Here is a 22517-nt window from a genome sequence, read left to right on the forward strand (position 1 = left end):
CCGCAGTACATCACGTATCCCGAGCCATCGTGGTCATGTCGGCGGGTACGTCCAGCCAGGCATCGCCGACGTTGGCGTACCGGGGGAAACGCGTCAGCAGACCGACGGCGCGGAACACGAGCCCCGGTCCCCGGCCGGTATGGACGACCCGCATCCACCCGTCCCTTCCGCGGCAGTCGTGCCACGCCGCGCACAGCGGGTCCAGGACGCTTCCGTCCATGAAGGTCACGCCGCGCAGATCGACTATCAGGAACAGCCGATCGCCGCCGAGGCGGGCGTTCTCCAGGTCACGAGCGAAGGCCGGCGCGGTCGTCAGGTCCAGCTCACCGCTGGCTCGGACCAGGCGGCAGTCGTCGAGCAGCTCCGGATGCGGGCTCATAGGGCCCCATCTCTTCCGTCATGGAATGGCTTGCGCCTGCGCAGGGCCTCTGTTGCGCGGGACGGACCTTCACGGAGAGGGCCGGGGTCACGGGCTGCCGTACGGCCAGCCTACTGCCGTACGGCACGTCGATGGGCACAGTGCGCCGATTCGGCACCCGGTCCCGACAGAAGGCAGGCCCAGGCCGACGACCTGGGCCTTTGCTCTGTCAGCGGCCGTTACCCCTGGCGGGGGAGGAACGGCGGCGGCTCTGGCCCGGACGGCCTCCGCGGCGGCTGCGCCGGGCGGCCGCCGTGGGCTCGGGGCGGGTCTCGGTGACCGGCGGAGCGATGACGACGGGTACGCCCGAAGGGGCCTGGGCGCCGGTGATGCGGCTGAGTTCGTCGCCGCCCGAGCGGACCCTGGTGGTCGTCGGGGTGATACCGGCGTCGGTCATCAGCCGGGTCATGTCGCGGCGCTGGTGGGGCAGGACCAGGGTGACGACGGTGCCGGACTCGCCGGCGCGGGCGGTACGGCCGCCGCGGTGCAGATAGTCCTTGTGGTCGACGGGCGGGTCGACGTTGACGACGAGGTCGAGGTCGTCGACGTGGATGCCGCGGGCGGCGACGTTGGTGGCGACCAGGGCCGTGATGTGGCCGTCCTTGAACTGGGCCAGGGCCCGGTTGCGCTGGGACTGCGACTTGCCGCCGTGCAGGGCGGCGGCGCGCACCCCGACGGCCAGGAGCTTCTTGGCCAGCCGGTCCGCACCGTGCTTGCTGTCGATGAACATGATCACCCGTCCGTCACGGGCGGCGATCTCGGTCGTGGTGGCGTGCTTGTCGTCGTCCTCCACGTGCAGCACGTGGTGGTCCATCGTCACCACGGCGCCCGCGGACGGGTCGACCGAGTGGACGACCGGGTCGTCCAGGTAGTTGCGCACCAGCTTGTCGATGTTGCGGTCCAGGGTGGCCGAGAACAGCAGCCGCTGGCCGCCGGGACGCACCTGGTCGAGCAGCGCGGTCACCTGCGGCATGAAGCCCATGTCGGCCATCTGGTCGGCCTCGTCCAGGACGGTGATCTCGACCTGGTCCAGGCGGCAGTCGTCCCGCTCGATGAGGTCCTTGAGCCGGCCGGGCGTCGCCACGACGACCTCGGCCCCGCCACGCAGCGCGCTCGCCTGCTTGCCGATCGACAGCCCGCCGACCACGGTGGCGAGCCGCAGACGCAGCGCGCGGGCGTAGGGGGTGAGGGCGTCGGTGACCTGCTGGGCGAGTTCCCGGGTGGGTACGAGGACGAGGGCCAGCGGCTGGCGGGGCTCGGCGCGCTGTCCCGCCGTACGGGCCAGCAGGGCGAGGCCGAAGGCGAGCGTCTTGCCCGACCCGGTGCGGCCACGGCCCAGGACGTCACGGCCGGCCAGCGAGTTCGGAAGTGTCGCGCCCTGGATGGGGAACGGGGTGGTCACCCCTTCCGCGGCGAGGGTGGCCAGCATCTGCTTGGGCAGGTCGAGTTCGGTGAACGCCTCGACCGGCGGCAGCGCCGGTGTGACGGTGACCGGCAGCGCGAACTCCCCGCCGGGTGCGGCGGCACGGCCTCCGCGCCCGCTGCGGCCGGCCTTGGACGTGCCGTTCTTGGCCGCCGTGTTCTTGGCCGTGCGGGACGGGGCGCTCTGGCGGCCCGTCCCCTGCGCGCGGGTGCGGGAGGAGCTGGGGTTTCTACGGGCGGGGCGGTTCAATGGGGGACCTTCCTCTATACGGCGGTTCACGCGTACGCGACCAGCGTCAGGCGGGGGCGATGTTCTCGGCCTGGGGCCCTTCTGGCCCGGCGTGACCCCACGGGAAGATCTGAAAAGCCCCGGAAGGTCCCGAAACGAAAAGAGTGCCCGTCGACGAAGGTCGAAGAGCACTCGAAGCCTCTGATAACCAAAACTGCCACTTTACATCAAGGTAGCACAGGTCCACGTTCCTCGGCGCGGCCCGTCCGGACACCCCCGGTCGGGCGCTCTCTCGTGGACGCGCCGCTGCCGCTCCTCGCCTCGAACCGGTGGATCAGGCGGGTCGCGGCGACGATCAGGATCAGCAGGGCGCTGACAGCCAGGGCGGTGACCACGGCGGTCACATCCCCACGGCGCTCTGGTGGCTCGGGCCGTGCGACCGGAGGGTGCCGCCGCTGCCGTACATGTCGGCTTCCATGCATCCCTGGCGGGCTCGTTCCGCCGTCATGAGCGCGGTCGCGGTGACCGGCGGGCCGGTGTCCGCGCTCGCGGCGGCCATCAGCCGGGCGGCCGAGGGAGCGCCGGTCTCCGGGGGCACGACCAGGAGGTTCCAGCGGCCCGCGGTGAAGGACAGCAGCACGATCGCGTGCGGATCCAGCTCCGTGGTGAACCAACCGACCTTCACCACATGGCCGTTGACGTAGATCCTGGGCGGGAGGATCGGCCAGTTACGGGGGTTGACCGCGATACGGGTGATCCGTCCCCACAGCGGATCCAGCATGTCCGCCAGGGCGGAGAGCTCGCTCGTCAGGTCACGTGAACGAGGCCACCATGCGCCGTCCAGCTCGGCGGGCCCGCCGGAGCGGCTCTCGGACTTCAGCGCGAGGCGCGCGGTCGGGGGCATGAAGGGAACGGTCCGTAGCGGGGTGGGCGAGCCGGTCGCGGACATCGCGCAAACCTGTCTCCGAGCCCCTGCGGGAGGGCAGCCGCCCGGTGTTGTCGCTCACCGGGAACGACACCGGCGTCGGGGCCGGTGCGCGAAGTGCTCCCGATGCCTTCACGCTACTCCCCGAAGGGGCCGGGCGGGACGTTCCGGGCGCCGCCTCACGTCCGCCGGCCGGCTTCCTCCGTGGATTCGCTGGTCTCCAGCCACGACCGTGCGGGTTCCGCGGCACGGGTGGTGTCCACGGTGAGCTGGAGGCGGGTTCCGCCGTCGGCGGACGCGGGGTAGCTGCGCTGTTCGGTGGCGGCGAAGCAGTGGCGGAGAACCTCCGCGACCCGGCGGGCGACCTCGGGCGAGGCGGCGACGATGCGGACTTCGGCGTGCCCGTCCGAGGGTGTTTCCGTGGGCTGCATGGCGACCTCGGAGTTCGATGTCCCGGTGTGAGACGGGCCGGTGTGAGACGGGCCGGACTCCTCACTCTACTCCGGCAGGTCCCACGCCCCCCGCGAGTGACCGGCCTCCCGCCGGGCGCCACGACCGGCGGGGAGTGCCCGGACTCTTCTCAGCGCAGCGCGCTCTTCTGCTGCCACTCGGTCCAGGTGAGGTTCCACGCGCCGAAGCCGTTGCCGGGCGCGACCACGCCCTTGGTGTCCTTGCCGGTGATCTCGAACGGGTCGCCGGGCCGCACCTGGTCGTAGAACCAGGCCGCGTCCGCGTCGCTCATCCCTATGCAGCCGGAACTGTGGTTGGCCCTGCCGAAGTAGGCGGCGTTCCACGGGGCGGCGTGCGCGTACATGCCCGACCAGGTCAGCCGCATCGAGTGCTCGACCATCTTGTCGTAGGCGTCGCCGAGGCCCACCGTCTCGGAGTTCATGTTGATCGTGCCCTCCTTGGCCATGAGCACGGCCGTTCCGTGCCAGGAACGCTTGTCACCGCCGGGTGTGCCGCCGGAGACCGGTATGCGGCGGACCGTCCTGCCGTCGCGGACCAGGGTGAGCTGGTGGCTGTCGAGGTCGACCTGGGCGATCTGCCGGGCGCCGATGGTGAAGGTGGTCGTGTAGTCGCGTACGAACCAGCCGCCGGCCGTGCCCGAGTCGGTGCCGTTCAGCTCGGCGTTCAGGGTGACCTCGGTGCCGGGCTTCCAGTACGACTTGGGCCGCCAGTCCAGCCGGTCCCTGCCCGACCAGTCGGTCAGCCAGCCCCAGGAGCCCTCGGTGTCGTTCGAGGTGGTGATCCTGAGCTGCTTCTCGACCTCGGCCCGGTTCTTGACCGGGTTGTCGAAGACCAGGGAGATCGGCTGGGCGACACCGACGGTGGTGCCGGTGCCCGGTCGCCAGTCGACCTTGTTGACCTTGTCCGCCGCAGCCGTGGTGAAGGAGGACCTGGTGCTCTTGACGGTTCCGGCCGCGGTCCGGGTCGCCGCCGTCACCGTGTACGACGTACCGGGTACGGCTTTGCGGCCGGAGACCCACGAGCGGCCGTCGGCGGCGACCTCGCCGACGAGCTTGTGGCCCTCGGCGTCGGTGACGGTCACCGAGGTGAGCCTGCCGCCCGAGGCCGTGATCCGCACGGAGTCGCCCGCCCGGACCTGGTCTCCTTCGGGCGTGACGGTGACCGTGACCGGGCGTTCGTCGGCCTTGGGCGTCACCTCGGTGTCCGGGGCGCCGCCGGAGGAGGTCGACGAGCAGGCGGCGAGCGGTGCGAGCAGGGCGGCCACGACGGCGGCCCGGACGCGGGTATGGGCGAGTGCACGAGTGCGCGACAACAGGACCTCCGAAGGGAAGGAAAGGGCGGGAAGGGGGTGGACGAGTCGGCGATGTCGTGACTGTAGAGCCGGAAAACCCGAGGTCAGCCGCTATGGGGCAATGTGACGGCGACTGGTGAGGAACGGTCATGGTCCGGTCACATTCGCCGCGCGGAGCGGTCACGGACCGCTGTGAGCATCCTTTGCGTCCCCGCGACCGGGCCGGGGAGAAGGAGAGGCTCAGACTGTGTCAGCGCTGCTCGTTCCGCCCAGCCGCGTGTGCCAAGCACGGAACCAGGGCACGGCCCTGCGGACCATCACCGCGGAGACCTACCGCGCCTTCCTCGCCTCCCCCGACGGCGCCGCTCTCGGCGCCGGTTTCCTCCAGTGCCCCTCCTGGGCCGACGTCAAGGAGGGCTGGCGTGCCCAACTGCTCGGCTGGGGTCCGGATCCGGAGGCCGGCGCCCTGACGGGTGTGGCCCTGGTGCTGCTGCGGCAGTTCCCCGGGACCCGCAAGTACTTCGCCTACCTTCCCGAGGGGCCGGTCGCCGACTGGAACGACCCCGACGTGGACGGCTGGCTCGGCCCGCTCCTCGAACACCTGCGCCGCGCGGGCGCCTTCGCCGTGCGCATCGGCCCCTCGCCCGCCTACCGGCGCTGGGACGCCGCCCGGCTCAAGCCGCTCACCGGCCCGGGCCGGCGCCTCGGCGACGTCCTCGCCAGCGAGGTCGACCCGCTCGGCACCGCCGTCGCCGAGCGGCTGCGCGCCCGGGGCTGGCGCCGCTGCGGCGGTGACGGGACGGGAGGAGAGGGGACCGGAGGGGACGGGGACGCCCAGCCCCGGCACGTCTTCCACGTACCGCTCGCCGGGCGCACCACCGAGGACCTGTGGTCGGGGCTCAACCAGGAGTGGCGCCGCAATGTGCGCCGGGCCCGGAAGGAGGGCGTGGAGGTGGTGGTGGGCAGTTCGGCCGAACTCCCCGAGTTCTACCGGCTCCTCGGCATCACCGAGCGACGCGACGGGTTCCGGCTCGGCCGCTCGCTCGCCTACTACGAGCGCCAGTACGCGGCGCTCAACGCCGAGGAACCGGGCCGGATGAAGCTGTACCTCGCCCGGCACCGAGGGGAGATCCTGGCCGCCCACACGATGATCACGGTGGGCCGCCGGGCCTGGTACCAGACCGGCGCCTCGGCCGACCACCGTCGCGAGGTCCGGCCCTCCAACGCCCTGCAGTGGCGGATGCTGCAGGACGCCCTCGCCCTGGGCGCGGACGTCTACGACATGCGCGGGGTACCCTCCACTCTCGATCCTGAGGAACGTGCGTACGGATTGCTGCGGTGGAAGCTCGGCACCGGGGGACAGGTCGTCGAGACGTTGGGGGAATGGGAGAGGCCATTGGGCGGCAGCGCCAACCACGCGCTCTACCGCGCCTTCCAGGCGTATCTGAACCGCCGATGACGCAGACGGCGCCGACCACCACCGCACCGATGGACACGGCGGCCCGCAGCAGTGCCGTCATGGCCGTCGGCTCCATCGTGTCCCGGGCCACCGGCTTCGCCCGCTCCGCCGTGGTCGCGGCAGCGCTGGGCACCATCGGGCCGACCGCCGACGGCTACGCGGTCGGCAACGCCCTGCCCACCATCGTCTACATGCTGCTCCTCGGCGGCGCGCTGAACGCCGTCTTCGTCCCGGAACTGGTCAGGGCCGCCAAGGAGCACGACGACGGGGGCACCGCGTACACCGACCGCCTCGTCACCGTGTGCGTCGTCGCCCTGCTGGCGATCACCGCGACCGCGGTGTGGGCGGCACCCGCGATCGTCGACGCGTACACCGACTACACCGGCCCGCAGGCGGCCATGACCACCGCGCTCGCCCGCTACTGCCTGCCCCAGATCTTCTTCCTGGGACTGTTCACGCTGCTCGGACAGGTACTCAACGCACGGGGCCGGTTCGGCGCGATGATGTGGGCGCCGGTCCTCAACAACCTCGTCGTCATGACCGTGTTCGGGCTGTACCTCGCCCTGGCCATGGGCGACGGGGACACGCTCACCGCGACCGAGACCGCCGTGCTCGGCTGGGGCACGACCGCCGGTATCGCCGTCCAGGCCCTCGCCCTGGTCCCCGCCCTGCGCGCCGCCCGCTTCCGCTGGCGGCCCCGCTTCGACTGGCGCGGCAGCGGACTGACCCGCCCCCTGCGCGCGGCAGGCTGGCTGGTCCTGCTGGTCCTCGCCAACCAGGCCGCCTACTGGGTCACCACCCGCCTGGCCACCACCGCGGGCCTCGACGGCGGCCCCGGATACGGGGCGTACAACAACGCCTATGCCCTGTGGGTCGTACCGCACGGCATCATCACCGTCTCCCTGGTGACCGCGCTGATGCCCCGGATGAGCGCGGCAGCCGCCGACGGGGACACCGCGGCCGTGCGGCGCGACGTCTCCCACGCCCTGCGCGTCAGCGCCTCGGCCGTCGTCCCCGCCGCCTGCGCCCTGTTCGCCCTCGCCCAGCCGGTGATGGCCCTCGTCTTCGGATACGGCAGGACCGGCGCCGACGACACGGCCGCCATGGCCGGGATCCTGATGGCCTTCGCGCCGGGACTGATCGCCCTGTCCGGCCAGTACGTCCTGTCCCGCACCTTCTACGCGCTCTCCGACACCCGTACGCCGTTCCTGCTCAACCTGCTGATCGTCGCCCTCAACGCGGGACTGTCGCTGGCCGCCGCCCACCTGCTGCCGGCCCGCTGGGCGGTGACCGGCATGGCGGCGGCCTACTCCCTGGCGCTGTGCGCGGGCTGGGCGGTGACCGGTCTGGTGCTGAGCCGCCGGCTCGCCGTCGCCCGCCCCCTGCGTTCCTCCGCCGTCGGCGCCCACGCGCGCCTGCTGCTCGCCGCCGTCCCCGCCACCGCACTGGGCCACCTCGCGGTCCTGGGCACGGTACGGGCGGGGGCCCTGGTCGCCGCAACTGCCGGGGCGGTCGCCGTCGTCCTCACCTTCGCCCTGCTCACCCGTCCGCTGCGACTCGCCGAACTCGACGCACTGCTCTCGCGCGTACGCCTCGGACGGACCCGGCCCTGACCATCACCGAGGGAGAACTGCCGATGCCCCGCGTGCTCCTCATCGAGGACGACCCCTCCGTACGCGAGGGGGTCGAACTCGGTCTGCGCCGCCGCGGCCACGAGGTACGGGCGGCAGCGACCGGCGAGTCCGGCCTCGCCGCGCTGGCCGAGTTCCGCCCCGATCTGCTGCTGCTCGATCTGATGCTGCCCGGAATGAACGGCGTACAGGTCTGCCGGCAGGTCCGCGAGCAGAGCCAGCTGCCGATCATCATGCTCACCGCGCGCGGTGACGACTTCGACGTGGTCATCGGCCTGGAGGCAGGTGCCGACGACTACATCGTCAAGCCCGCCCGTCCCGAGGTGATCGAGGCCCGGATCCGTGCCGTACTGCGCCGCCTGGACGACAGCGGCCCGGGCCGCCCGGCCATCGAGGTCTACGGCGACCTCACCGTCGACCGTGTCGGACTGGCCGTCACCAAGGCCGGCCGCCCGCTCGCACTCGCTCCCTCGGAGCTCAAGCTCCTGCTGCACCTCTGCGCCGCCCCCGAGCAGGTGTTCAGCAGGCAGCAACTGCTGGAGCACGTCTGGGACCACAGCTACCACGCCGACGCCCGCCTGGTCGACGCGTGCGTCCGCCGTCTGCGCGGCAAGATCGAGGACGAGGCCGGCAGCCCCCGCTACGTCCAGACACTGCGGGGCTTCGGCTACCGCTTCGGGCCGCTGTGAGCAGCGGCGAGCAGCGCTCGCGGTTCAGGGCGTTCGGGCTGCGCGCGCGGTTGTTGCTCGCCTTCCTGCTGGTCGCCGCCGTCAGCGCCGGCACGACGGCCGCGCTGACCTACCGTGAGGCCCGCAACTCGCTGCTGGAGACAGCCCAGGACACGGCGGTCACGTCGTTCCGCGACCACGTCCAGCAGACGGGCTTCCCCCTGCCCGTGCGGAAGGAGGGCATGGAGGACGTCCTGCGGGACATCGCCCGCAAGGGCAAGCCCCACCCCTGGGTGGTCTTCGCCGAGTACGGCTCGCTCCGCGCCTCCTCGGGCGAGAACCCCGTCTCCACCGTCATCACCCCCGAACTGCGCCGCGCCGCACGGGCCAACCCCCACGGCAGCTTCGAACGGGTCGTCAAGGACGGCGTCCCCTATCTGACCATCGCCATGCCGACCGTCTTCAAGACCAGCCCGGACAGCCTGCTGCCCACCGGGCTCGTCCTGTACGCCGTCATGCGGATGACCGACGAGCAGATCAACGTCGACGCCCTCCTCATGGCCGCCCGCGACGGAGCCCTGCCCGGCCTCGCCATCGCGCTGATACCCGCCCTGATCGCCGCGCGCAGCGTGCTGCGTCCGGTGCGGGAACTGCGCCAGGCGGCCCGGAACATGGGCAGCGGCAGACTCGACACCCGGATACGGGTGCGCGGCAGTGACGAACTGGCCGACCTGGCACGCACGTTCAACGAGTCGACGGGCCAACTGGAGCGGTCCGTACGGGAACTGCGCGAGGCCGAGGAACGCGCCCGCCGCTTCGCCTCCGACGTCTCGCACGAACTGCGCACCCCCCTCGCCGGAATGCTCGCCGTCACCGAGGTCCTCGACGAGGACGCGGACGGCCTGGACCCCGACACCGCCCGGGCGGTCCGGCTGGTCAGCGCGGAGACCGGAAAGCTCGCCGTGCTCGTCGAGGACCTGATGGAGATCTCCCGCTTCGACGCCCGCGCCGCCGAGCTGAACGCCGACGAGGTCGATGTGGCCGTGGCCATCCGCAAGACCCTGCAGAACCGGCACTGGACCGACGACCGGGTCCGCACCGAACTCCCCGACGGCATCCGGGCCCGGCTCGACCCGCGCCGCTTCGACGTCGTGATCGCCAACCTCGTCGGCAACGCCCTGCGGCACGGCGGCGCGCCCGTCACCGTACGGCTGCGCACCGAGGCACGCCTTCCGGGCCCGCCGGTGCTGATCACCGACGTCGTGGACAGCGGGCCCGGCATCCGCACCGAATCGCTCCCGCACATCTTCGACCGCTTCTACAAGGCCGACTCGGCCCGTACCCGCTCGGCGGGCAGCGGCCTGGGGCTGGCGATCACACTGGAGAACGTGAAGCTGCACGGCGGCACGATCCACGCCGGGAACCGGCCGGGGGGCGGTGCCGTCTTCGCCGTCGAAATACCGCTCTACTCGGAGGAGACCGGCGGATGAGGCGACGTGTGTCGGCTGTGGCCCTCGCTGTCGCGGCCGGCGTACCGCTGCTCGGTGGCTGCGGTATCCAGGAGACCGACGTCATCGAGGCGGGCGGTCCCGCCAGCGTCCAGGCCTTCCTCAATCGCGAGGACGACATGCTGCTCTTCTTCCGCTCCCCCGACGGAGGGCTGAGCCCCGTGATCCGGTCGGCCGGGCCGGAGACCGTGTCCGGCGAGGGATCCGCCGTCCATACGACGACCGCCGGGGACCAGGACGCGACTCAGCCCGTGCCGACGGAGAAGGTCGTCTCGGCGCTCCTCGCCGGCCCGGCGGACGAAGACCGGGCCGCGGGTCTGACCACCGCTCTCCCCGCCGCCCGCCCCGGCGGAACCGTCAAGGTCGACGCCTCCTTGAGCGGCAGGGTCACGACCCGCCTCCCGCTCGCCCTGGAGGGGCTGGACACCATCGCCCTGCGCCAGCTCACCTGCACGATCGCCTACAGCCAGGACGCCGACGGCCGGATCGTCGTGGAGTTGCGAGGACAGGACGGGGCATCGAGGTCGGGCACCTGCGGACTCGCTCCCGGCAGCGCGGGGAACGTGCCCACGGTCACCGAGACCCGGGAGCGGGGCTCGTCGGCCGGCGCGAGTGGCTGAGGAGACGTCGTAAGGGGGGAGGCCAGGCGTCGGTGGAAGCGAGGCCGAGATCGTCCGGCAGGGGATTCACCTCGCGGCGACGGCGAACCGGGTCCGGGACGAGCCACTGCTCTCGCGGACCTTCGAGGGGCCGGGTCGTCACGTGATCAGCTGGAACCGGGGACGGACCCGTCGTGCGCCTCGTGTCCGGCACGGCGGCGGTACTCGGCGTTGATGCGCTGAGCCTCCTCGAGCTGGTCCTCGAGGATGACGATGCGGCAAGCGGCCTCGATCGGGGTGCCCTTGTCGACGAGCTCGCGGGCACGCGCGGCGATCCGCAGCTGGTAGCGGGAGTACCGGCGGTGTCCGCCCTCCGAGCGCAGCGGAGTGATCAGACGAGCCTCGCCGAGGGCGCGGAGGAAGGCCGGGGTGGTGCCGAGCATCTCGGCGGCCCGCCCCATCGTGTATGCGGGGTAGTCGTCGTCGTCGAGACGATTACCGAGGGGGGTATCTGCTGTCATGTCACCTCGTAGTACAACGCGTCGAGGGGCCCTGGTGCCGTACGGCACCAGGGCCCCGAAGGAAATTCAACACCATCTGTCGGCTCTCGTGCTGTGCCGACCTTCTGTTTCCGCTACCGGCCCTTCAAGAGGGGGTGCGGGGATCGCGGCTGCGTGACCGGGGACCACCTTCCAATCCGGGGTCTTGCGGTACCCGGCCGAGTGCTGCTCGGGCCGGGCGATCCTGATGGCGTCCGTCCTCCGTCCTTCCTCTGTACCAACCACTTGGCCTGCGAACTTCAGGTACTGCAACCCCGGCAGTTCGTGTCTGCCGGGTATCGCCGGACCGTGCTCGATGAGAAAAGGCTAACCGTGTCGGAACTCAATGTCTACTCTGACAAGAACAGATTTCGGCTTCTTGGGGGAACAGATAGCTTTGATCTGTCACTAAGGGTGACGTGACCCTCCCCGCAGGGGCGAAGAACGGACGGCGTCAGACAGCAGTGAGGGCCCTGCCGACATGTGTCGGCAGGGCCCTCACCGGGATCCTGAAGGTGGTTCTAGCCGAGGCGAGCCATGGCCCGGCCGTGCTCCGCGACGACGGTGCGCCGAGGGGCGGGCGAGATGAACGCTCCGCCGAGGACGTCCCGCAGACGGATCCGGTCCGTGTACGTGGAACTGTCGCGGTGAACGACGAGCTCCGCCCGGGTGACCGAGCCCGTGCAGTGGTCGTCCCCGTCGACCAGGAGGAGGAACTCGACACGGGCACCGGCCATGACGGACAGCGCGACCTCGACGGTCATGTCGTCCCGGACCCGGGGGCCGGACGTGTCCATGGCGTCGACCACGGCCATCGGGGCCAGGTCCGCGTGCTGTCGCTGTGTCCGAACCGGTGTCAAAGGTGCCTCCTGGGAGATGGGGAGCTTCTGGACGATGCTTCGGGCCGCGGGGTCAGGCCGCGGAGTCGAGGGCGGGCTGCTGCGCCCGGCGCCGCCCCGCTCCTCCGCCGGCGCGCCCCCGACCGGAGCGGTCCTGGCGGCCTCGGGACGAGGGAGCCCCGGAGGACCCGGCACGGCGGGGACGGGCCACCGCCGGTGCCGTGATGACGACAGGGACGCCGGAAGGGGCCTGGGCGCCGGTGATACGCGTCAGTTCCGCCTCACCGGACCGTACGGAGGCGATCTGCGGGGTGATGCCGGCCGAGGCCATCAACCGGCTCATGCCACGGCGCTGGCCGGGTGTCACGAGGGTGACGACACTGCCGGACTCGCCGGCACGGGCGGTACGGCCACCGCGGTGCAGGTAGTCCTTGGGGTCGGTGGGCGGATCCACGTTGACGACCAGGTCGAGGTTGTCGATGTGGATGCCGCGGGCCGCGACGTTGGTCGCCACCAGTACCGTCACATGCCCGGTCTTGAACTGGGCGAGGGTCCGGGTGCGCTGGGGCTGGGACTTGCCACCGTGCAGAGCCGCGGCGCGGACACCGCTGTTCAGCAGGTGCTGGGTCAGCCGGTCCACGGCGTGCTTGGTGTCCAGGAACATGAGCACCCGGCCGTCGCGCGCCGCGATCTCGGTGGTCGTGCGGTGCTTGTCCGCTTCGGGCACGTGGAGCACGTGGTGCTCCATCGTGGTGACCGCACCCGCCGACGGGTCGACGGAATGGACCACCGGGTCGGACAGGTACTGGCGGACCAGCCGGTCGACGTTGCGGTCCAGGGTGGCCGAGAAGAGCATCCGCTGCCCCTCGGGGCGCACCTGGTCGAGCAGGGCGGTGACCTGGGGCATGAAGCCCATGTCGGCCATCTGGTCGGCCTCGTCGAGGACGGTGATGTCGACGTCGTCCAGGCGGCAGTCGCCACGGTCGATGAGGTCCTTGAGCCGTCCCGGAGTCGCGACGACGATCTCCACCCCGGCCCGCAGCGCGCGCGTCTGCCTGCTCATCGGCAGGCCGCCGACCACGGTGGTCAGCCGGAGCTTCACGGAGCGGGCGTACGGGGTGAGCGCGTCGGTCACCTGCTGGGCGAGCTCGCGGGTGGGGACGAGGACCAGGGCGAGCGGCTGCCGCGGTTCCGCGCGCCGTCCCGTCGTACGGGCCAGCACCGCGAGGCCGAAGGCGAGGGTCTTGCCCGACCCGGTACGGCCGCGGCCGAGCACGTCACGTCCGGCGAGGGAGTTCGGGAGCGTCGCGCCCTGGATGGGGAACGGCACGGTCATGCCCTCGCGTCCGAGCGCGGCCAGCAAGGGCGTCGGCAGAGCGAGGTCGGAGAACGACTCGACCGCGGGCAGCGCGGGTGTGATCGTCACCGGGAGCGCGAACTCGCCCTGGAGTGCGGCCGGTCGGCGCCCGTTGCCGTTGGAACGCCGCGGAGCACCCGAGCGCTGGGCGGCAGAGCTCCAGGAGGTGCGGGCCGGGCGGTCGGAGCGGGTGGTACGGGCAGTGCGGGCGGTGCGTGCGCGGTTCAAGCGGAACCTTTCCTCGATGTGAGCACGTAGGCACGTAGCAAGGAGTTTCCGCAGCAAAAGAAACGGCGCAGATAATCACGAGAACGGCCCGGTGATGATGAGCGCCGAATCGGATCGACGGGGGAATGCGTCACCGTTCGGTGATGCGATGGAGCCTTCCCGTCACGCGCTCTGAAATGCAGCGAGCTGGGGCCCGCACCCCAAGGTGCGGGCCCCAGCTGCGAAAGATGCGTTGCTGCCGGTGTCAGGCGGGAACGATGTTCTCCGCCGTCGGGCCCTTCTGGCCCTGAGCGATGTCGAACGACACCTTCTGACCTTCCAGCAGCTCGCGGAAGCCCTGGGCGGCAATGTTGGAGTAGTGGGCGAAGACGTCGGCGCCGCCGCCGTCCTGCTCGATGAAGCCGAAGCCCTTTTCCGCGTTGAACCACTTCACGGTGCCAGTAGCCATGTCATTTCTCCTTCGGAGACGATTTCCGGAATTCACCCTGTGTGGATTCCGCGTCGCCCGTGCTGATTAGCCCGTCGGAAAATGAACCCTCTGGCAACCACACCTGCAACTGACAACGACATTAGCATGCCGCGATCGTCCCTGTGCGGTCCGTAATTCCACTGAGGTTGACGGTCGAGGAATACTCGCAGTGCACCGGTCTCATTTCTTACTTCACGGATACAGATATTGGCCCGCGTGGATGAGCTGTTTTCTGGCGAACGTTTCCGGCCGCAGCGCCATGACCTCCGTCGATGTGCCGTGCGCCGCTGTCGGCGCCCTCGCCGCACGGGACACCGGCGGACGTGCCGGGACCCGGTCGACGCAAGGAATGTCACATCCGCCCGCAAGAGGCGGCACCGACAGCCGGCGTCCTACTCGGCGTGTGCCGCGGTCCAGGCGATCCGCGGGGGCTCGACCCGTGCGCACAGCGGCCCGCCCTGCGCGTCGGTCAGTCCGAGCCGCCCGACCAGCAGCCCGTCGCGCGCGGCGGCGGCCAGCGTGTCGGCGGGGATGACGTCGAGCATGAGCTTGGCGCGGCGGAACATCGTGAACGTGCCCGACTCGTCGACCGTGCCCCACGACAGATAGATGAACCGCCGCCCCAGACGGTTCTGCACGTAGGGACCCTTGACCTCGGTACCGGCCGGCGAGGCGTTCGACGTGCACTCCAGGGTCCATGTCGCGGACGGCGCGTCCCCGGGCTGCGGCTCGAGGAGCTCGGCCGGACGGTCGCGGCGTTGCACGGCGACATGGACGTTGTCGTAGGTGGTCACCGTGCCGTCGACAGGGGCGGGGTGGGTGAGGCCGGGCAGGTCGATGGCGTCGATGCGGATGCGCATGGCCGCCATCATCCGGCATGGCCCGCGCGGAGGGCAGGGGACCTCGAACGGCGGCACCGGCCCGAGGTCACCGCAGCGGCCTGCGGATCCACACATCGCGGGCCATCGGTGCCGGGCCGAAACCGTCATGGGCGGCACGGGGGCGGAGTTCGCCCAGTTTCGACCACCCCCAGGAGCGCAGGGCGTCCGCCGCCGCGTCGCTCTCCGACCCGTCGCCGGTCCGCTCCACGGCCGCGACGACCAGGTCGGCCTCGAGGCGTGCCAGGAGCCGCTCGCCCAGGCGGGTCGCGATGCCGGTGAGGCGGTGGGCGGGCAGGACCATCAGCTCGGCCAGCAGGAACATCCGGCCCGAGACGGTGAGTTCCTCGATGTCCTCGGGCAGTTCTCCGCGCAGTCCCGACCACCACGTGCCGGTACGGGCCATCCGGAATCCGTAGGCGCACCCCACCAGGCCGACCGCGTCGGCGACCACCATGTCGAAGTCCGGGTGCTGCACTTCCTGTTCGAACCGGTCGAGGAAGGCCTGACGGTCGTGGTACTCGGCGCCCGGGGCACCGCGATACGCCTTGGCGTAGAGGTCCGCCACGGCAGCCCGCTGCTGATCGGCCTGCCAGCGGGACAGTCTGCGCAGGTGCACCTCTGTCATGCGAGCCTCCCCCGGCCGAGGGACGGACACCCCCGGACACAGCATGGTGACATCCGGGGCTGACGGGGTAAACCGGGCGTCGGGACACGGGCCGACCGGGCACGAACTGATGGCTCCCCGTCACGCATGGCAGCCGCGGCGTGAGAGTGAGGGGCATACCGCTCACCCGTTGGTGGCGTCCACGTCGCCCGAGGGCCGCGCGATCATCAAGGCCGCCGAGCCTGGGGGTAGGTACGCGATCCGGGCCCGGGGCCTGTCACGCGGGTACCGACGCGACCCCTGCGCCCGGTCACCCCGACTTCCGCGCCGTACTTCCTCGCGGTCGCCCATCCACGTGCCAGGGCCTGCGGGCAGAAGATCCTCTGTGGTGTGCGGCCGCAGTCATTCCCCGATCAGCTCGCGATCGGCGCACCCTTCGACCACCTCGCGCGCCACGTCGCTCAACGGCCGTTGGCGTGAACGCGCATGCCTGCGCAGGCGGGCGAAGGCGTCGTCCACACTCACCGCCCAACGTGTCGCGAGGATGCCCTTGGCCTGTTCGATGATCACGCGGCTGGTCAGGGCCAGTTCCAGCTGGGCGGTGAGCGTCCGGCTGTGGTCGGCCTCCCGCGCGCGCTGAAGGGTGACGGCGGTGAAGTCCGCCATCGACTGGCCGAGGGCCAGCGCGTCCTGGGAGAAGGCGTGCTGCCGTGCGCCGGACAGCAGCACGAGTGCACCGCTGGTCCGGGTCCGCTCGCGCAAGGGGAGGGCGGCCACGCGGGTGTAGCCCAGTCCCAGGGCCCGCGCGGCATAGTGGGGCCAGCGCTGCCTGGCCGGGCCGCCGTCGAGGGCCGCCAGGGCCGGGAGCCCGCGGGTGAAGCGGCAGTCGTGACCGGGGCCTTCCCGCCAGCCGACAGCGTCGCGCTCCAGCCTCCACACCTCGGAGTCGGAACCCGCCACGTGCGTGGCCTCGAGCTCCCCGGGGGCGAACACCACGGCCGCGGCACCGGCGCCGAGCAAAGCCGGGCTGCGGCGCGCCAGGACCGAAAGGGTTCCGGGAATGTCCATGGGGCCGTCCGTCGTACCACCGGCCAGGGCCACGAATACGTCGGCCAGCCGCTGTTCGGGCGTCATGGCGTCGCTCCCTCAGTCGAGTTCCGGGGCGCCGTGCAGGATCCCTCGTGCGATCACCTCGGTGGACACCTCCTCGGTGAACGCCCGGGCCTTGATGAGCGCCAGTGCGTCGCCGACCGTGCAGCCGATCCGTGCGGAGAGCATGCCTGCCGCCTGCTGCACGGTCACCCTCAGGTCGGTCCCGCCGTAGAGGTCCGGGTCGGCATCGGGGCCGAGCAGCACGATGCGGGTGAGGGCCTCGGCGACATCGGCGAGACCGGCCGACCCGGAGTGGGCGGGGTGAGGGTCGAACACCGCCAGTGCGCCGATGCAGCTGTCCTGCGTCCGCAGCGGAACGGCGGTCACCGCGGTGATACCGAGGGAGGTGACGGCGGGGCCGTAACCGGGCCAGCGTGTCTCGATGGCCCGGCCCGACACCTGGACCGGGCGGCGGCCCGATGCCGCGTCCAGGGACGGGCCCTCACCGAGCACGTACTCCAGGTCCTGGGCGGCGCGGGACTGTTCGTCGGACACCGCGACAGCGAGCTGGTTGTGGCCGGAGTCGATCAGGGTGAGCGCCGCGCTGCTCGAACCGCACGCCTCCGCGACGCCGGTCATGAACCGGGGCTGGGTACCCCGTCCGGCCCATTCCGTCGTACGACGGGCGAATGCCTCATGGAGGGCGGCCGAGGAACGATGGCACGCGGCCGTGCGGTGGTGCGTCGCCGCGATCTGTGCGTACAACTCACGTCCGGTCTTCTCCGCCAGGCGTTCATGACGCTCGGCGGCCGCGTCGGCCCGCTCCGCGCGCTCCAGCGCCCGGGTGGCGCGACGCAGTGCCACCGCTGCCAGACCGTGGGCTTCTTCCTGACCCCGCGGGTTCATGCCTGAAGCGTACGTCGTGGTGTCAGTCGGAGTCGTCGCTTCTGCTCTCCTCCATCAACAGGACGACGCCTCCGTGGTGGCCGTCGAACGGGGAGCAGAACACGTCGCATGTGATGGACCGGCCGATGCGGCTCAGTGCCTCTACGCCGATCGGCCCGGAGCGTTCACGGGTCTTGAGGCAGGTGCGCACGACGGGTTGCAGCACCTCGGTGGGCAGCCCGAAGTCCAGTGCGAAGAACTTCTCGTCCATGACCTCGTCCGTACGCAGTCCCCACAGGTCGACCGCGCCTCGGTTCCAGCCCTTGACCTTCAGGTCGCGGTCCAGGACCACCACGCCCGCCTCGATGCTGGTCAGGACGGCCTCCAGGAAGGCCCTGGCCTCGTCCAGCTCCTCGGTGCGGATGCGCATCTCGTCGTTCATGGTCTCCAGTTCCTCGTTGCCCGACTGGAGTTCCTCGTTGGTGGTCTCCAACTCCTCGTTGGTGGACTGGAGTTCCTCGTTGGTGGTCTCCAGTTCCTCGATGCTGGACTGGAGTTCCTCGTTGGTGGTCTCCAGTTCCTCGTTGGTGGACTGGAGTTCCTCGTATGCCGTCTCCAGATCCTCGCGCACCCGCTTGACCTCGGCCTTCAACTGGGTGGCCACCGTGACGTCAAGGAAGGAGATGGTGGTGGCGACATGCAGGCCGCTGGGCCCGGCGATCGGCTGGATGACGATGTCGAAGTACTGGAGGTCCTCGCCCGTCCTGCGCTCCACCCTGTTGACCCGCAGGGTCCGGCGCTCGTGCATGGACTGGTCGATCAGGGACCGGAGTTCGACCGGCCGGTAGGAGATCTCCAGGTCCTGGAAGGGGCGCCCGATGTCGCTGGGTGTCAGGCCGAACTGGATCCTCGCCTGGCTGTTGATCACCACGACGGTTCCGTCGTCGTCGATGGCGATCGACGGGGTCGGGCTCGCGTCGAGGACGAGGTCGCGCAGTTGGCGGGTGCGGGCCACCGAGTGCAGTTCGATGCCCGCGCCGGCCCTGATCTTCGTGGGGGTCGGGTGGTACGGCAGCCCGGCGTCGCCCGCGCGGCGTCGGAAGATGCGCTGGCGCATGTTGACCACGTCGAACCGGTCGGCGTCGTTCAGCAGCATCTCGGCCTTGCCGAGGAAGAGGAAGGCGTTCTTGCGCAGGGCGAAGTGAAAGCGGTCGACGATCTGGGTCTGGGCCTCGACGTTGAAGTACATCAGCGTGTTGCGGCAGATCAGCAGGTCGAGCCGGGAGATCGGGGCGTCGCTGGTGATGTCGTGCCGACCGAAGATCACCCGGCGCCGCAGGTCGGGGCGGAAGCCGAACTGGGCGCCGTTCTGCTCGAAATACTTCTCGCGCAGCTCGGTGGGGAGCGGCTCCAGGCCCTTCGCCGGGTACAGCCCCGACCGGGCCTGGCGCAGTGCCTCCTCGTCGATGTCCGTGGCGTAGATCTTGACGCGGCGCAGGCACTCCTCGACGCCGAGTGCCTCCGCGAACATGATGGCCAGGGAGTACGCCTCCTCGCCGCTGGAACAGCCGGCGCTCCACACCCTGATCTCCTGTTCGGGCGGGATGTCCGCGAGCAGTTCGGGGACGACTTCACGCTGGAGGAAGGTCCAGGCGTCAGGGTCGCGGAAGAACGACGTGACGTTGATCAGGATCGTGTTGAAGAGGGCGCCGAACTCGTCCGCGCTGGTTTCGAGGAGATCCTGGTAGTCCTGGTAGGAGCGGACGCCCACGTCGGTCATCCGTTTGTGGATGCGCCGGCCCAGGGTGGAGCGCTTGTAGCCCGTGAAGTCGAAGCCGCGGGCGTCCCTGAGGAAGACGAGCAGTTCCTCCAGCGCCTCGTCGGTGTGTGTGTCCTCGGGTGCGCCCATCACTGCCTCTTGGCCTCGACAAGTCCGCGGACGACCGCCGCGATCTCCTCAAGGGGTAGCACGAAGTCCACCGCTCCCGTGTCCACCGCCGCCTGCGGCATCCCGTTGAACTCCGCCGACTGCGGATCCTGGGCGATCACCGTGCCGCCGCGCGACTTGACGGCGTCCACGCCCATCGAGCCGTCGCGGCCGGTCCCGGTGAGCACGCACGCGATCGCCCGCGGCCCGTAGGCACCGGCGACGGACTCGAAGAGGAGGTCCGCGGAGGGGCGTACGAAGTGGACGAGCTCGGTGTTGGACAGCGACATGACGCCGTCGGCGCCGATGAGGAGGTGCCGGTCGGGAGGGGCGATGTAGACGGTGCCTGGCTGTGCGCGTTCCTCGGCCTCCGCGAGCTTGACCGGAAGTTCGGTGCGGCGGGAGAGGACGTCGGCGATCACCGTCCGGTGCCGGGGGTCGAGGTGCTGGACCACCAGCACGGGCACGGGCAGCTCCGGGCCCAGCGCCCCGAGGAGCTCGGTCAGCCCGTGGATGCCGCCGGCAGATGACGCGACAGCGACGATGGCGTATTGGTCTGTGGAGGACTGGTCGGCCGTCACACTGGCGAGCCTAGTGGAGAACCGCAGGGCAGGGGCGATTCCTACCGGCCGAGTGCGTCAAGCCCCCTTGGCGAATTCCACCCCAACGGAGGAGTTCGATGCCTTGCTCATCGCATATGCCCCGGGAGCGGCCTGGCGTCGCCCTAGCATCGCCGTACTACGCCGCCCCTGCTCCCGGTGGCCGTGAACCCCTGTCGTCGCCCGCCCCGAGACCGAGGCGGGCAGTCCGTTGAATTCACGGTGATCTCCATGCCCCGGGATGCTTCTTCGCCTGTTCGCCATGTGCACAGATATCGGATACGAGGGCGTACGGTCGTCGAACTCCACGGCGAGGTGGACATCGCCGCGGCCGTCCGCATCGCCCCGGAACTGGACGAGGCGACCGACGGCCGCAACCTCTTGGTCGTGATCGACCTCAGCCCTGTCGAATTCCTGGACTGCGTCGGGCTGAGGCTGCTGTGCCGTGCCCGTCGGCGCGTCGAAGCGCGGGGCGGGCATCTGACGCTCGTCTGTCCCCATCCCATGATCCGCAAGATGCTCCGGATCGTGGGACTCGACCGGATCTTCGTCCTGGCGGTCACCCTGGACGAAGCTCTCGGCGGGCGTGCGCCGGTGAGCTGAAACGGCCGGCTGGGAGTGCCGACCGCTCGCGCGGCCGTCGATCGAAGCACCACAAGGAGAGATCCTCAGGGACCTGGTGGTGCGGTTGTGGTGCGCGCCCCGCCTGCCGGCCCAGACAACAAAGAACCCCCGGGCTCAAGGCCTGGGGGTTTTGCTGGAGCGGGTGACGAGAATCGAACTCGCACTCTCAGCTTGGGAAGCTGATGTTCTACCACTAAACTACACCCGCGTAAGACGCCGGTTGAGAACGGTGTCGGAACGCTCTGTCACTCTACCTCATGCCAGACCCCCGGCGCCGGAGCCGCGGGGTCTGAGTGCGTTTCAGGGGAGCGATGGGGCTGCGGGGCGCCGGAGTTGGGGCGTACGGTGGAGAGGTGGGAGAGGCTCCGGGAGCGGTCGGAGTGCCGCCTGGAGAGTCGTTCCTTCCATCCCGTAATGTGGCTTTTGTCGTCCGGCGAGCAGCAGCCGGACGCGGCTCTTGGGGAAGGGACTCCAGAACTTGATGGAGCGCACTGTCGTCCGTTGTGCCGATGGGCACGTGTTCAGCACCGCTTCGTTCCCGATGCAGCAGGCCGAGCGGCTCGGTCCCGGAAGACTCGTCCGGTGCCCTCGTTGCGCCCGGCTTCGCAGCGTCGTTCCGGTGACCTTGGAGAAGCAGTGAAGGAGTAGTACCCAGGCGCGCGGACCGTCCGATGGTGGTCGGTCCGCGCGCCTTGCGTATCCTCGGGGCGTGCTTCTCTCAGACAAGGACATCCGGGCCGAGATCGACGCCGGGCGAGTACGGATCGATCCCTACGACGAATCCATGGTGCAGCCGTCCAGTGTCGACGTGCGCCTCGATCGCTTCTTCCGGGTGTTCGAGAACCACCGCTACCCCCACATCGACCCCTCCGTCGAGCAGGCGGACCTCACGCGCCTCGTGGAGCCGGAGGGCGACGAGCCCTTCATCCTCCACCCCGGCGAGTTCGTCCTCGCCTCGACCTACGAGGTCATCACCCTCCCCGACGACCTCGCCTCGCGCCTGGAGGGCAAGTCCTCCCTCGGCCGCCTCGGCCTCGTCACCCACTCCACCGCCGGTTTCATCGACCCCGGCTTCTCCGGGCACGTGACGTTGGAGCTCTCCAACCTCGCCACCCTCCCCATCAAGCTCTGGCCCGGCATGAAGATCGGCCAGCTCTGCCTGTTCCGGCTCTCCTCGCCGGCCGAGTTCCCCTACGGCAGCGAGCGCTACGGCTCCCGCTACCAGGGCCAGCGCGGCCCGACGGCCTCCCGCTCCTTCCTCAACTTCCACAGGACGCAGGTATGAGCGGCGTACGGGAGAACCTGACGTACGAGGGATTCGGCGTCGCCGTCCGCGAGCTCGCGCAGACCATCGCCGACGACGGCTACGAGCCCGACGTCGTCCTCTCCATCGCCCGCGGCGGCGTGTTTGTCGCGGGCGGCCTGGCATACGCGCTGGACTGCAAGAACATCCACCTGGTCAACGTCGAGTTCTACACCGGCGTAGGCACCACCCTCGACATGCCCGTCATGCTCGCCCCCGTCCCCAACGCCATCGACTTCTCCTCCAAAAAGGTCCTCATCACCGACGACGTCGCCGACACCGGCAAGACCCTCAAGCTGGTCCGCGACTTCTGCCTCGACACCGTCGCCGAGGTCCGCAGCGCCGTCGTCTACGAGAAGACGCAGTCGCTGGTGAAGTGCGAGTACGTGTGGAAGCGGACGGATGAGTGGATCAACTTTCCGTGGAGTGTGCTGCCTCCGGTACATAAGTCTGGCGAGGCGCCGAAGGAGAACAGGGAAGCGCTCTGACCTGCGGCACCGGCAAGTCAGGAAGCCCTCGGCTGATCGCCGAGGGCTTTCTACGTAACGG

General features: G+C 70.4%; 23 protein-coding genes, 1 tRNA gene and 1 pseudogene. 9 read left to right on the plus strand and 16 right to left on the minus strand.

Features of this window, described 5'->3' with window-relative positions; genetic code table 11:
* Nucleotides 1-10 precede the first annotated feature (10 nt).
* The 5 genes from ACWD3I_RS08175 to ACWD3I_RS08195 form a co-directional block, all read right to left on the minus strand.
* On the minus strand, nucleotides 11-379 hold the full coding sequence (locus ACWD3I_RS08175; protein WP_365394659.1) for an STAS domain-containing protein: 369 nt from the start codon (nucleotides 377-379) through the stop codon (nucleotides 11-13).
* A gap of 208 nt (nucleotides 380-587) precedes the next feature.
* Nucleotides 588-2090 (minus strand): DEAD/DEAH box helicase, encoded by a 1503-nt coding sequence (locus tag ACWD3I_RS08180; protein ID WP_365394658.1) that lies wholly within the window; start codon nucleotides 2088-2090, stop codon nucleotides 588-590.
* A gap of 379 nt (nucleotides 2091-2469) precedes the next feature.
* A complete protein-coding gene (locus ACWD3I_RS08185) occupies nucleotides 2470-2973 on the minus strand; it encodes a DUF5994 family protein (RefSeq protein ID WP_365394657.1) in 504 nt (167 codons plus the stop codon).
* A 200-nt stretch (nucleotides 2974-3173) separates the two neighbouring features.
* A complete protein-coding gene (locus ACWD3I_RS08190) occupies nucleotides 3174-3425 on the minus strand; it encodes a hypothetical protein (protein ID WP_365394656.1) in 252 nt (83 codons plus the stop codon).
* A 149-nt stretch (nucleotides 3426-3574) separates the two neighbouring features.
* Complete coding sequence (locus ACWD3I_RS08195) at nucleotides 3575-4777, minus strand: L,D-transpeptidase (protein ID WP_365394655.1); 1203 nt, start codon at nucleotides 4775-4777, stop codon at nucleotides 3575-3577.
* Between the two features lie 226 nt (nucleotides 4778-5003).
* On the opposite strand from ACWD3I_RS08195, the gene ACWD3I_RS08200 reads away from it, so the two are divergent.
* From ACWD3I_RS08200 to ACWD3I_RS08225, 6 genes and pseudogenes are all read left to right on the plus strand, one after another.
* Complete coding sequence (locus ACWD3I_RS08200) at nucleotides 5004-6215, plus strand: lipid II:glycine glycyltransferase FemX (protein WP_365394654.1); 1212 nt, start codon at nucleotides 5004-5006, stop codon at nucleotides 6213-6215.
* Entirely contained in the window at nucleotides 6212-7828 is a 1617-nt protein-coding gene (gene murJ, locus ACWD3I_RS08205; RefSeq protein WP_365394653.1) for a murein biosynthesis integral membrane protein MurJ, read from the plus strand. Before ACWD3I_RS08200 ends, murJ begins: the two co-directional genes overlap by 4 nt.
* Nucleotides 7829-7851: 23 nt before the next feature.
* Nucleotides 7852-8535 carry a response regulator transcription factor gene (locus ACWD3I_RS08210; protein ID WP_365394652.1) on the plus strand — a complete coding sequence of 228 codons (684 nt, stop codon included), beginning with the start codon at nucleotides 7852-7854 and terminating at the stop codon, nucleotides 8533-8535.
* On the plus strand, nucleotides 8532-10004 hold the full coding sequence (locus tag ACWD3I_RS08215; RefSeq protein ID WP_365394651.1) for a HAMP domain-containing sensor histidine kinase: 1473 nt from the start codon (nucleotides 8532-8534) through the stop codon (nucleotides 10002-10004). The genes ACWD3I_RS08210 and ACWD3I_RS08215 overlap by 4 nt, the downstream gene beginning before the upstream one ends.
* Complete coding sequence (locus tag ACWD3I_RS08220) at nucleotides 10001-10642, plus strand: hypothetical protein (RefSeq protein WP_365394650.1); 642 nt, start codon at nucleotides 10001-10003, stop codon at nucleotides 10640-10642. Before ACWD3I_RS08215 ends, ACWD3I_RS08220 begins: the two co-directional genes overlap by 4 nt.
* Before the next feature lie 31 nt (nucleotides 10643-10673).
* Nucleotides 10674-10856 (plus strand): annotated as a pseudogene (locus ACWD3I_RS08225) (hypothetical protein); the annotation flags it as partial.
* Here the strand turns inward: ACWD3I_RS08225 and ACWD3I_RS08230 are convergent.
* From ACWD3I_RS08230 to ACWD3I_RS08275, 10 genes are all read right to left on the minus strand, one after another.
* Nucleotides 10789-11142 (minus strand): helix-turn-helix domain-containing protein, encoded by a 354-nt coding sequence (locus ACWD3I_RS08230; RefSeq protein ID WP_365394649.1) that lies wholly within the window; start codon nucleotides 11140-11142, stop codon nucleotides 10789-10791. The pseudogene ACWD3I_RS08225 and the gene ACWD3I_RS08230 sit on opposite strands and share 68 nt — an antisense overlap.
* A 539-nt stretch (nucleotides 11143-11681) precedes the next feature.
* Nucleotides 11682-12020, minus strand: coding sequence for a CBS domain-containing protein (locus ACWD3I_RS08235; protein WP_451084046.1), 339 nt, complete (start codon nucleotides 12018-12020; stop codon nucleotides 11682-11684).
* Between the two features lie 52 nt (nucleotides 12021-12072).
* Nucleotides 12073-13584 (minus strand): DEAD/DEAH box helicase, encoded by a 1512-nt coding sequence (locus ACWD3I_RS08240; protein ID WP_365394648.1) that lies wholly within the window; start codon nucleotides 13582-13584, stop codon nucleotides 12073-12075.
* A gap of 244 nt (nucleotides 13585-13828) precedes the next feature.
* The gene (locus ACWD3I_RS08245; RefSeq protein ID WP_004986771.1) at nucleotides 13829-14032 is read right to left on the minus strand and encodes a cold-shock protein; all 204 of its coding nucleotides are present in this window, start codon (nucleotides 14030-14032) and stop codon (nucleotides 13829-13831) included.
* A gap of 413 nt (nucleotides 14033-14445) precedes the next feature.
* Nucleotides 14446-14913 carry a DUF5990 family protein gene (locus ACWD3I_RS08250; RefSeq protein ID WP_365394647.1) on the minus strand — a complete coding sequence of 156 codons (468 nt, stop codon included), beginning with the start codon at nucleotides 14911-14913 and terminating at the stop codon, nucleotides 14446-14448.
* Between the two features lie 67 nt (nucleotides 14914-14980).
* Nucleotides 14981-15559 (minus strand): hypothetical protein, encoded by a 579-nt coding sequence (locus ACWD3I_RS08255; RefSeq protein ID WP_365394646.1) that lies wholly within the window; start codon nucleotides 15557-15559, stop codon nucleotides 14981-14983.
* 381 nt (nucleotides 15560-15940) lie between these two features.
* Entirely contained in the window at nucleotides 15941-16672 is a 732-nt protein-coding gene (locus tag ACWD3I_RS08260) for a GAF and ANTAR domain-containing protein (protein ID WP_365394645.1), read from the minus strand.
* Nucleotides 16673-16684: 12 nt separating this feature from the next.
* Nucleotides 16685-17536 carry a GAF and ANTAR domain-containing protein gene (locus ACWD3I_RS08265; protein WP_365394644.1) on the minus strand — a complete coding sequence of 284 codons (852 nt, stop codon included), beginning with the start codon at nucleotides 17534-17536 and terminating at the stop codon, nucleotides 16685-16687.
* Nucleotides 17537-17558: 22 nt separating this feature from the next.
* The gene (locus ACWD3I_RS08270; RefSeq protein WP_365394643.1) at nucleotides 17559-19424 is read right to left on the minus strand and encodes a CheR family methyltransferase; all 1866 of its coding nucleotides are present in this window, start codon (nucleotides 19422-19424) and stop codon (nucleotides 17559-17561) included.
* Nucleotides 19424-20023 (minus strand): chemotaxis protein CheB, encoded by a 600-nt coding sequence (locus ACWD3I_RS08275; protein ID WP_365394642.1) that lies wholly within the window; start codon nucleotides 20021-20023, stop codon nucleotides 19424-19426. The genes ACWD3I_RS08270 and ACWD3I_RS08275 overlap by 1 nt, the downstream gene beginning before the upstream one ends.
* Before the next feature lie 282 nt (nucleotides 20024-20305).
* Between ACWD3I_RS08275 and ACWD3I_RS08280 the strand changes: the two genes are divergently transcribed.
* The gene (locus ACWD3I_RS08280; protein ID WP_365394641.1) at nucleotides 20306-20644 is read left to right on the plus strand and encodes an STAS domain-containing protein; all 339 of its coding nucleotides are present in this window, start codon (nucleotides 20306-20308) and stop codon (nucleotides 20642-20644) included.
* A 155-nt stretch (nucleotides 20645-20799) separates the two neighbouring features.
* Here the strand turns inward: ACWD3I_RS08280 and ACWD3I_RS08285 are convergent.
* Nucleotides 20800-20873, minus strand: a tRNA-Gly gene (locus ACWD3I_RS08285).
* Between the two features lie 501 nt (nucleotides 20874-21374).
* On the opposite strand from ACWD3I_RS08285, the gene dcd reads away from it, so the two are divergent.
* Entirely contained in the window at nucleotides 21375-21950 is a 576-nt protein-coding gene (gene dcd / locus ACWD3I_RS08290; protein WP_030600337.1) for a dCTP deaminase, read from the plus strand.
* Complete coding sequence (locus tag ACWD3I_RS08295) at nucleotides 21947-22456, plus strand: phosphoribosyltransferase (RefSeq protein ID WP_365394640.1); 510 nt, start codon at nucleotides 21947-21949, stop codon at nucleotides 22454-22456. The genes dcd and ACWD3I_RS08295 overlap by 4 nt, the downstream gene beginning before the upstream one ends.
* The last annotated feature ends 61 nt before the right edge of the window (nucleotides 22457-22517 follow it).

The sequence above is a fragment of the Streptomyces sp. NPDC002817 genome, from assembly GCF_053592055.1.

What these genes read in the sequence shown, in the direction of transcription:
- ACWD3I_RS08220 (WP_365394650.1), top strand. Translation starts at nt 10,001, where the DNA reads ATGAGGCGACGTGTGTCGGCTGTGGCCCTCGCTGTCGCGGCCGGCGTA.
- ACWD3I_RS08295 (WP_365394640.1), top strand. Translation starts at nt 21,947, where the DNA reads ATGAGCGGCGTACGGGAGAACCTGACGTACGAGGGATTCGGCGTCGCC.
- ACWD3I_RS08210 (WP_365394652.1), top strand. Translation starts at nt 7,852, where the DNA reads ATGCCCCGCGTGCTCCTCATCGAGGACGACCCCTCCGTACGCGAGGGG.
- ACWD3I_RS08190 (WP_365394656.1), bottom strand. Translation starts at nt 3,425, where the DNA reads ATGCAGCCCACGGAAACACCCTCGGACGGGCACGCCGAAGTCCGCATC.
- ACWD3I_RS08230 (WP_365394649.1), bottom strand. Translation starts at nt 11,142, where the DNA reads ATGACAGCAGATACCCCCCTCGGTAATCGTCTCGACGACGACGACTAC.
- ACWD3I_RS08245 (WP_004986771.1), bottom strand. Translation starts at nt 14,032, where the DNA reads ATGGCTACTGGCACCGTGAAGTGGTTCAACGCGGAAAAGGGCTTCGGC.
- ACWD3I_RS08260 (WP_365394645.1), bottom strand. Translation starts at nt 16,672, where the DNA reads ATGACGCCCGAACAGCGGCTGGCCGACGTATTCGTGGCCCTGGCCGGT.
- ACWD3I_RS08270 (WP_365394643.1), bottom strand. Translation starts at nt 19,424, where the DNA reads ATGGGCGCACCCGAGGACACACACACCGACGAGGCGCTGGAGGAACTG.
- ACWD3I_RS08175 (WP_365394659.1), bottom strand. Translation starts at nt 379, where the DNA reads ATGAGCCCGCATCCGGAGCTGCTCGACGACTGCCGCCTGGTCCGAGCC.
- ACWD3I_RS08185 (WP_365394657.1), bottom strand. Translation starts at nt 2,973, where the DNA reads ATGCCCCCGACCGCGCGCCTCGCGCTGAAGTCCGAGAGCCGCTCCGGC.
- ACWD3I_RS08265 (WP_365394644.1), bottom strand. Translation starts at nt 17,536, where the DNA reads ATGAACCCGCGGGGTCAGGAAGAAGCCCACGGTCTGGCAGCGGTGGCA.
- ACWD3I_RS08255 (WP_365394646.1), bottom strand. Translation starts at nt 15,559, where the DNA reads ATGACAGAGGTGCACCTGCGCAGACTGTCCCGCTGGCAGGCCGATCAG.
- murJ (WP_365394653.1), top strand. Translation starts at nt 6,212, where the DNA reads ATGACGCAGACGGCGCCGACCACCACCGCACCGATGGACACGGCGGCC.
- ACWD3I_RS08250 (WP_365394647.1), bottom strand. Translation starts at nt 14,913, where the DNA reads ATGCGCATCCGCATCGACGCCATCGACCTGCCCGGCCTCACCCACCCC.